Annotated in this window: 4 protein-coding genes and 2 pseudogenes; all 6 read left to right on the forward strand. The window is 45.8% G+C overall.

Features of this window, described 5'->3' with window-relative positions; genetic code table 11:
* Nucleotides 1–4: 4 nt before the first annotated feature.
* The 6 genes and pseudogenes from KCG48_RS13070 (at nucleotide 5) to KCG48_RS13095 (ending at nucleotide 9,598) form a co-directional block, all read left to right on the forward strand.
* Nucleotides 5–2,752, forward strand: coding sequence for a DUF1156 domain-containing protein (locus KCG48_RS13070; protein WP_211802647.1), 2,748 nt, complete (start codon nucleotides 5–7; stop codon nucleotides 2,750–2,752).
* Between the two features lie 15 nt (nucleotides 2,753–2,767).
* Nucleotides 2,768–6,172: a DUF499 domain-containing protein gene (locus KCG48_RS13075; RefSeq protein WP_211802648.1), complete on the forward strand. Its 3,405-nt coding sequence runs from the start codon at nucleotides 2,768–2,770 to the stop codon at nucleotides 6,170–6,172.
* A 79-nt stretch (nucleotides 6,173–6,251) separates the two neighbouring features.
* Nucleotides 6,252–6,650 (forward strand): annotated as a pseudogene (locus tag KCG48_RS13080) (restriction endonuclease); the annotation flags it as partial.
* A gap of 34 nt (nucleotides 6,651–6,684) precedes the next feature.
* Nucleotides 6,685–7,230 carry a DEAD/DEAH box helicase family protein gene (locus KCG48_RS13085; protein ID WP_211802649.1) on the forward strand — a complete coding sequence of 182 codons (546 nt, stop codon included), beginning with the start codon at nucleotides 6,685–6,687 and terminating at the stop codon, nucleotides 7,228–7,230.
* A 33-nt stretch (nucleotides 7,231–7,263) separates the two neighbouring features.
* Nucleotides 7,264–8,419: pseudogene (locus KCG48_RS13090) on the forward strand (IS3 family transposase).
* Nucleotides 8,420–8,815: 396 nt separating this feature from the next.
* Nucleotides 8,816–9,598, forward strand: a complete 783-nt coding sequence (locus KCG48_RS13095) for a hypothetical protein (protein ID WP_211802650.1) — start codon at nucleotides 8,816–8,818, stop codon at nucleotides 9,596–9,598.
* The last annotated feature ends 562 nt before the right edge of the window (nucleotides 9,599–10,160 follow it).

The raw sequence follows: 10,160 nt of genomic DNA on the forward strand, positions 1-10,160 counted from the left end.
AGATATGGAATATAAGAAAAAACTTATCGAAGTGGCTCTACCACTTGAAGCGATCAATAATGCTTGTGCTTACGAAAAAATGCCGGGTATCGGGCCTCATCCACGTGGGATTCATTTATGGTGGGCAAGGCGTCCGCTTGCAGCGGCGCGGGCAGTCATCTGGTCGAGCCTTGTGGACGACCCATCGAGTCTGCCGGAGCAGTTCCCGACCGAAGAAGCGCAGAACGCCGAGCGGCAGCGTCTTTTCGGCATACTAGAGCGGCTTGTAAAGTGGGAGAACTCTAACAACGAGGAAGTCCTTGCCGAGGCGAAAACCGAGATAATGAAATCCACAGGTGGAAACCCGCCAGCTCTGCTTGATCCGTTTGCTGGCGGCGGCGCAATCCCGCTTGAAGCGCAACGGCTCGGTCTTGAGGCACACGCTAGCGACTTAAACCCAGTCGCCGTCATGATAAACAAAGCAATGATCGAGATCCCGCCGAAGTTCACAGGGCAACCTCCGGTTAATCCCGATTCAAACCGTCTAATGGACAATATTTGGACTGGAGCAAGTGGTCTTTCCGAGGATGTAAGCTATTATGGCGAGTGGATGAAAAAGGAAGCCTTTGAGCGCATCGGTCACCTTTATCCGAAAGTGAAGGACGAACGTGGGCATGAGCATACTGTTATCGCTTGGATTTGGGCGAGAACGGTCAAATGCCCCAATCCAGCTTGTGGTATTGAGATGCCACTTGCCAGTACGTTTGAGCTATCTAAAAAGAAAGGCCGAGAAGCGCACATTGAACCAATAGTTCAGAATAGTAATATCAAATATGAAGTCAAGTACAGCAAAAAAGCGCCTGACTCGCCTAAAATCGCGCGTGGAAAGTTTAAGTGTATTGCCTGTGGCGAAACAGCTACTGGAGAGTATATCCGTGGTGAATTTGTGGCGAAGCGAGCAAGTGTGCAATTAATGGCAATTGTCGCTGAAGGCAGTGGCGGCAAACAATATATATCTCCAACTAAGGAGCAAATCGATGTTGCAAAATGCAAAATGCCTGAGTGGTATCCTGAAGCTGATATGAACACTAAATGTGCCGACCTTGTTAGCGGACGTGGATACGGATATACCAGCTGGCATGAACTTTTTACAAACAGGCAGCTTATTGCGCTAACAACCTTTAGCGACCTCGTTGCAGAGGCACAAGAAAAAATTATTGAAGATGGGGGAAGCAAAGAGTATGCAAACGCTGTAGGCGTCTATTTAGCTTTCGCAGTCGATAGAATGGCTGATTTCTCAACATCTGTTTCTCGTTGGGCGGTAACTAACGAGAAGGCAATGAATTTATTCAGCAAGCAAGCAATTCCAATGACATGGGACTACCCTGAGGTGAATGTTCTAGCTGATTCCGTTGGCGGCTTCACTACGATTACAGCGTTTATTGCCAAGTGCATTGTTACTCTTCCTATTGTTGGCGAGCAGGGTTTTGTAACGCAGCACGATGCACAAACCGATAATGGTTTGCGTAACATTATGGTTTCCACTGATCCACCGTACTACGACAATATTGGTTATGCAGATTTATCTGACTTCTTCTATATATGGTTGCGCAACAATCTTAAGAATGAGTTTCCTGACTTGTTTCGTACAATGCTTGTACCAAAGGTAGAGGAACTTATTGCTTCAGCATACAGATTTGATGGAAGTCGGGAGAAAGCATATCGCTTTTTTGAGGATGGAATGCTAAAGACATTTACTCGAATTAACACATATGTTCGAGATGACATTCCTACAACTGTTTACTATGCCTATAAGCAGAGCGAAAGTGACGACAACAATAATACTGCATCGACTGGTTGGGAAACTATGCTTTCTGCGATTATTCAATCGGGATTCACCATAACAGGAACATGGCCAATGCGTTCAGAGCAAGCATATCGGGCTATCAGCATGAACACTAATGCTCTTGCGTCTTCTATCGTCCTCGTCTGTCGTAAGCGCCCCGCCGATGCGCCGATTTGCACCCGTCGCGATTTCATAAATACACTGAAGAAGGAACTAAAACCTGCTTTGCAGAAGTTACAGGCGAGTAACATCGCACCAGTGGACTTGGCTCAGTCGGCAATAGGCCCCGGCATGGGCGTTTACTCACGGTTTAGCAAGGTGCTGGAAGCGGATGGAACACCGATGAGCGTCCGCTCAGCGCTACAAATAATCAATCAGGAACTTGACCATTATTTTACCGAGCAGGACGGTGAACTTGACCGCGACAGCCGCTTCTGCGTTGACCTATACACTCAATACGCCTTCAACGATATGAAGTTCGGTGAGGCCGATGTTTTAGCGAGGGCAAAAAATACATCAATCGATAAACTGTGCGGCGCGAATATCCTGTATGCTGAAAAGGGTATGGTACACTTGCTCACTCGAGATGAAATCGGTATGACGCCATCTTCTCGAACAAAGAACCGTCTTGACGACGGAATAATCTGGCTACTCACACAGCAGCTCACTCGTGCGTTGGAGAAAGATGGCATTGCTGGAGCAGCGAAGATCGTTGCAGAAATCTTTACATCTGAACCAGATCACGCCAAGGCTTTAGCTTATCGATTATTCACGATAGCGGAGCGCAAGGGTTGGGCCGGGGAAGCGTATGCATATAACTCGCTCGTCATCGCATGGCCGGACGTACAATCCAAGGCAGCAGAATTACAAGCGCAGCTTAAGAACGCAGAACAGATGAGTCTATTTGACGTAGAAATCAATAAATAATAGGAGGGTACAGCTATGGATAACAATCACACGCAGGTATCGCAGGGTTTTCGGATTCTGCTTGGGGCGTTTGCTCCATATATCGCTCGCGAACTGGGAAATGAGTTTGGGGATAATTGGTGGGCAGATGGCGTAATGAATGTTCTCTATGATGAACAAAAGCGCGATCTGCCATCTTCCGGTGATTGGGCGAAGCAAGTTGATTCCCTCGATATTGCTCGCTGCCTCCTGCTGTTCGATTTGCACTGGCAGAGGGTGTTTCGTAAGAAACTATCTATCGACCACCGTACATGGGCAAAAGAACTGGTTGGCGTACGTAATAAGTTAGCGCACCTTGGCGGCGAGGATTTTACAGCAGATGATACTTGGCGTGCCCTCGATACAATGTCGCGACTTGTGGAGCAGATTGATCCCGAAGGTGCGGAGGAAATACGCGAGCTTCTGCGTTCGTCCCGCTATGGTTCAGCGAGCGGTTCCACTACTGTGACCGAAGCATCCTCTGCTCCCTCAGCAGGAACGAAACAGAAGAATATTGGCATTCTGAATGCAACGCCAATCAGCGGGCTTCCCAGCTGGCGCGACATTATCGAACCGCATCCTGATGTGGCACAAGGACGGTATAAAAACGCTGAGTTTGCGGCCGATCTTGCGCAGGTCGCTCGTGGCGAAGGTGCATATGAGTACCGCGATCCAGTGGAGTTCTTTGCCCGTACATATGTCACTGAGGGTATGACTGGCTTATTGGAGCAGTCGCTTCGCCGTGTTTGTGGCAAGGATGGAGAACCTGTTATCCAGTTAAAGACAGCGTTCGGTGGTGGTAAAACTCACAGTATGCTTGCTCTTTACCATATGATGCGCGGAAGGGTTTCCATCGATAAAATTCCAAATATGAAACCTGTACTAAAACGTGCGGATGTTACTGCTCTGCCGAAAGCGAATGTAGCGGTTTTGGTCGGGACTGCACTTGATCCTACCAAGAGCAAGCGTCCAAACAATATGCCAGGTATCACAATAAACACCCTATGGGGCGAGATGGCGGCGCAGCTTGCAGAATCAGCGGGCAATACAAGTTTGTACGATTTTGTGAAAGAGGCAGACAAAAAGGGAGTATCCCCAGGCTCGGAGGCATTGAAAAATTTATTTGATGCCGCTGCGCCTTGTCTAATTCTAATGGATGAGTTGGTTGCCTATGCCAAGAAGATTTATGGTGCGAATGGTCTGCCTGCGGGCACGTTCGATAACTTCATTTCGTTTATTCAGGAAGTAACCGAAGCGGCAAGGGCAAGCAGGAATAGCCTCGTAGTCGCATCTATCCCCGAATCAGATATCGAAATCGGTGGTGAGGCTGGGAAAATTGCACTTGAAACGATCGAGCATACATTCGGGCGTATGGAGTCTATTTGGAAACCAGTCGCTGCCAACGAGGGCTTTGAAGTTGTACGCCGTCGTCTGTTTCTTGACTGCAAAAATCCTGACGGGCGTGACGCGGTGTGCTCTAAATTCAGCCAGATGTATAATGAGAATCAGAGCGACTTTCCGCTCGAAGCCCGCGAAGTGGAATACAGAGAGCGGATGATCTCGTGCTACCCCATCCACCCAGAAGTGTTCGATAGGTTATACGAGGATTGGGCGACGTTGGAGCGCTTCCAACGGACGCGCGGCGTTCTCCGTCTGATGGCGGCGGTCATTCATGAGCTGTGGATGGGTAACGATGCAAGTTTAATGATTATGCCCGGTTCCGTTCCACTCGATGTGCCAAACGTACGCGACGAATTGACTCGGCATCTTTCCGAAGGCTGGAATGCGCTCGTTGATCGAGAGGTTGACGGCAAAAATTCTATCCCGTATCAAAAAGACCAGTCCAACCCGCGTTACGGTGGAAAACTGGCGGCTCGCCGCGTAGCAAGAACTGTTATGCTTGGCAGCGCACCGACTGTTCGCAGTCAAAATGTGCGCGGTGTTGAGGCATCGCGAATCCGCCTCGGTGTGGTTCAGCCTGGTGAGAATATCGCAAACTTTAATGATGCGCTGAATACGCTGACATCTTCACTTGCCTACCTATACACAAATCCTTCTGGAGATCGCTTTTGGTATGATACACGTCCTACTCTCCGCAAAACTGTGGAAGATCGTGCTACTCAGGTATCGGCCTCGGATGTGGAATATGAAATTGAGACTCGGTTGCGTGGACTTCGTAAAGAACCGCCTTTTGCAGGCATTCATATTTGCCCCGCATCCTCTCTCGACGTACCGGACGACCAAGCTGCCCGCCTTGTTATTTTGCGTCCCGTTGACGAATATAAGGCATCGAACCAGAACAACAGCGCAATGACCGCCGTCTCTGATATTTTGAACAATCGCGGGAACACGCCACGTATCTATAGGAATATGATCGCATTCATCGCACCTGATCAAGACCTGATGTCGTCTCTGAAACAAGCGGTTCGCATATATCTTGCGTGGAAGTCCATTAAAGACGACAGTGAGGATTTGAACCTAGATGCGGCACAGAACCGAGAAACCGACAATAACTTACGCCGAAGCAATGAAACAGTAGATGCGAGGATCAAGGAGGCATATTGTTGGTTGCTTGTTCCGTACATCGATAAAAGCGCAGATATGAAGACAATTGTGTGGGATACAATCCGTATTAGCGGTGGCAATGACAGCATCATCTCGAAAGCCGCCAAGAAGATGCTCCAGAACGAGGCGATAATCACCCAGTGGGCTCCAGCACTACTCCTTATGGAATTGGATAATGTGTTGTGGCGAGAATCGGATAATATTGCCATTAAGAAACTTTGGGAATACCTCTGCACCTATTGCTACCTTCCCCGGCTTGCAGGTGAACAGGTGCTGGAGGAAGCGATCCGTAATGGCTTGCACTCCACAGAGTATTTTGCCATTGCATCAGGTTTCGATGGAACTCGCTATATCGACTTGAAATTCAACCAATATGTCGGAATCGTCGAACGTTCCGGTTATCTGGTTAAGGTCAATGTGGCTCAAAAACAGCTTGCCGAAGAGGCAGCAAAGTGCCAGGCTGAAGCGGCACAGGCAGGAGGCGGAACTAGATTCCCTGCAAGTGCAGGTGATGATGGTGGTTCATCGACAACCTATCGACAACCTGAAAACAGTGGTACTGGAGCATCTTCCATCCGCGAAACACCCACACCAGAGGCTCCAAAGAACACACACTTCTTTATGTCAGCTCAGCTTGACACGACTCGAATAGGGCGTGATGTTCAGCGACTGGTTGAAGAAGTTATTAACCATCTGACTTCAGTGGATGGAGCGCAGGTGGAAGTGTCACTTGAATTGAACGTCACATCGCCAGAAGGCATGTCGCCGCGGACTGTACGGACGGTTTCCGAGAATTGCAGGACGCTGCGGGTGCGGTCGTTTGGATTTGACGAGTAGTCACCATATATAGAAATGGAGGAATATATAATGGCATATCGCACAAAGACTTACATTGCGCCGCTCCTCGGATGAGTATTCAAAAGCATTCAAGGCAAAGCATGCCATTCAGGACTATATATTTACGGATGGATCTGCAACTAACAGCGTGGAGCGTCGTTTTGCCGAGGACTTGGACGTTGCCGACGAAGTAATTGTTTACGCCAAGTTGCCAAGGGGACCACGTGGATTCTATATCCCTACGCCCGTTGGCAATTACTCCCCGGACTGGGCAATTTCATTCAAGAAAGGCGCAGTGAAACATATCTTTTTCGTCGCCGAAACAAAAGGTACAATGGACAGCCTTGAGCTCCGCCCGATTGAACAGGCAAAGATCTCTTGTGCCAAGAAGTTGTTCAACGAGATTTCAACAACCGGCGTTAAGTACCACGATGTGGACAGTTATTCGAGCCTACTCACGGTGATGGAAACACTATAGATAAAATGATGCTGCTTTTAGGGAGGGCTGATTAATGGATTTTGATAAACAAAAAATTGGCGATAAAAACTTCATCGCACACGCCCCGAAAGGTTCGGATTGGGATAGCGTTAACGATGTTTTCTCGTCATGGTTAGCTAACCGTTTCAGCTTTCCTGAAAGTAAATCTGAAGGCGAAGTTGGATTCCGTTCTGCGCAATTGGGAGCTGTGTTTGCTATCAAGTCACACTGGACGGTATCTACTTCCGCCGCAACAGTTGTAATGCCGACAGGGACAGGAAAAACGGAAGTTATGATTGCTACCGTAGTATCGGAATGCCAAGGAAAGACTTGCGTTGTTGTGCCAAGCGACCTATTACGAAAACAGACAATAAATCGCTTTTGCGCTCTCGGAAAATTGCGTGAAATAGGAGCAGTTAATGACTCTTTTTGTAACCCCATATTAGGTTGCCTTATGTCTTCACCGAAAGATACAGCTGAACTGGAAGATTTACTTAGCAAAAGCAATGTTGTTGTCACAACGATGTCGTTGCTGAATTCAGGTCACGGGTCTGTGTTAAAATTTCGGACAGAATGGTAAGATAGACAAAAAGGCCGAAAGGAGTCGAAAACCATGTCTGGGAAGAGAAAACGGTATGATGAGGAATTTAAAAAGAATGCCGTTAAACTGAGTTACGCCAGCGTTAAAACGATACGGGAAATTGCCAGTGATTTAGGTGTTGGTGAAGCGGTTCTGTATCGATGGCGTCAGAAGTACGGTCCAGATGGCAATAAGACTCGATATGCCACGCTCGAAGAAGAAAATCGAGCTCTTCAGCTCGAAAATGCTGAGCTTAAAATGGAGCGCGACATGTTAAAAAAAGCAGCGGCCTACTTTGCGAAAAACCAAAAGTAATCTATGGCTTTATCGAGAGCCATCCGGAGTATTCAGCCGCAAAGTGGGTTAGGTTCATGAAAATCTCCAGAAGTGGATACTGTGCCTGGAAGAAGCGGAAGGATGACAAGGCGAAAAAGGAAAAGACCTATGCTGACGAAATCAAAAAAATCTTTAAGGAGAGCAACGGAACCTATGGCCCCGATCGCGTGGGTGGGGAACTGCGGAAACGGGGCTTTAAAGCTTCCTATAAGCGTGTCCGAATGATGATGGAGGAGTTGGGGCTGAAGTCTATACATTGCCAAAGAAGACAGCGATCCTTGACCGACAGCCGTAAGGCTCGGGGCGATGACTACAAAAACCTGGTGAAGGATCTGGAAATCACAGCACCCTTCCAGGTGCTTTCCAGTGATATCAGCTATGTTCGGACTGCTGAGGGGTTTGCATACCTTTGTCAGGTTCGGGACGTCGTCAGTGGGCTTGTGCTTGCGCACAAGTTGTCAGATCACATGAAAGCCGAACTCGTAGCGGAAACAATTAGACAAGCGTTAGGGCGATATACGCTACCAGTAGACTGCATCTTCCATTCGGATCGAGGCAGTCAGTACACCAGTGACATGGTGAGAGCCCTTTTACCTCGGCAAATATCCGTCAAAGCTTTTCAAGAGTAGGGAAGCCTGGCGATAACGCATGGAGCGAAAGCTTCTTCGCAAATCTGAAGAAAGAAGCGGTTCACTGGAGATCATTTAGAACAAGGCAAGAAGCGCGCGAAGCGATATTTGCCTATATTGAGGGATTCTATAACGCCAGACGAATCCAGAAACGTCTTGGGTACATGAGTCCGGCGGGGTGGCTGAAACACTACCTTCACCTGTCCTCTCTGAGTGTCGCTTAACTTTCTGTCCATTAAAGTGTTGACATCCCATCAGAAAAAATAGTGAATGATATGGCAAACGGGAATGATAAGTTTGTAGATCTATTTAATGCTGAATTTAAGACCTTGACAGATATAGGAAATAAATACCGCATTCGTCATCATGAAACTAATAAGATTGATATCACCGATATCCGCTACTACGATTATCTTTTTAATCGGTGTTTATCACTAATTGCTTTAGCAATACAATATCTTGTTTAAGGATAATGCTTGTATCATCGAGCTTTGGACTTTACCAGATGGTGATGAAATAAAGTGCGGTAATGAGCCCGAGTAACTTTATAAATTAGAATTTGTAGTGATGATTATCTGAAGATGCATTACGAAATTGATCAAAAGAATTGGAGTGACAGTATGGATTTAAAAGATTTTTACTTCCAAAATATACAAAAGGATGAATATCATTATCGTTTTTACGATTCGATTGAGAACGTTAATAATGTTTACAATATATTTAGTGGTTATACGGAAGTAGAGGATTATGAATTTGAGGTGTATGATGCAGAGGAAGCGATAACAAAGTTTAGGGAATTATGCCAGCCAGATGTAGATTTTTCTGGTAGTGAAAATAAATGTTGGTTTTATCTCATATCGTATTATTTATACAAAGTAGGATATGTGATAAAAGAATTTCCTAGATTATTGGCACGACCACCTGTTGCACCTAGTGACTTTACTTATGGAGAAATTAGGAACAGAATTATTGCAGAGGGAGATGATGATAATGGGACTGTTCGATATGCTGTCAGAAGAACATTTGTTGCAAGGTTGACATTTGAACAGAAATCAACCTATGTTGATATAGATGATTCAATCAATCAAAAGTTTATTGAGATATCAAACCGACAAGCATCATTCAATAATATGAGTACAGATGAAAAACTTGCAGAGATAGCAAATTTAATAGAAAGTTTATTAAAGAAGAACGGTAAGTTTCTTACACTTGATTATTCTACGATTTGTTTTGATTATATTTCTAACGATGTAGTAACAAGCTATAGAAAGAAAATGCATTGTTTTAGGCATGCCACAGATGATGCAATATCGGAAAGAAAAACCTATTCGGAAGAACAAAAAAGCTTCTTTGTTGATTACGGATTGACCATTGTTAAAGTAATACATTCTTTGCTGGAATAAAAACTGAGTAGACAAGTTTTTCGGGACAAACATGATTCCAACTTGTCGGAGGCATTTTTTCAAATCGGATAAAGGAACTGATATCTTCCCACATACGAAAGTCCACAGTAGATATGTTCCCTCAAAGAGAATTCAGTAAAAAAGGAAAATGGAAAATGTCCTTTGACAGCTATGAATTCATCTCAAAACAGGCAGTAAGTGGAAATATGTCGATAAAAATTATTAGATTTGCGAATAAGAGTTATGACACTTCATATAATAATCTATGAGGTGATAGAAATGTATAAATTCATTTGTAGTTGTGGTTGCTGAATATAACGGTCTAAATAAGCCACGAGTACGGTGAATGAGAGCCATGATTTCGCTCGTGTAGAGCAACCATTTCGCAACGGAGAGCCATTTGTGTTTTTATGGAGTACGATAGAGCTGTACACTAAGGTGTAACAAACTCGAGGAGGTACCCTATGACCAAGCACAAAGAAATTCTTCGCCTTCACCATCAATCGCTGAGCAGCCGTAGTATTGCCTCTCTTTTAGGTTGTTCCCGGAACACTGTCGCGAA

The sequence above is a fragment of the Proteiniclasticum sediminis genome (genome assembly GCF_018128025.1).
GTDB lineage: Bacteria > Bacillota > Clostridia > Clostridiales > Clostridiaceae > Proteiniclasticum > Proteiniclasticum sediminis.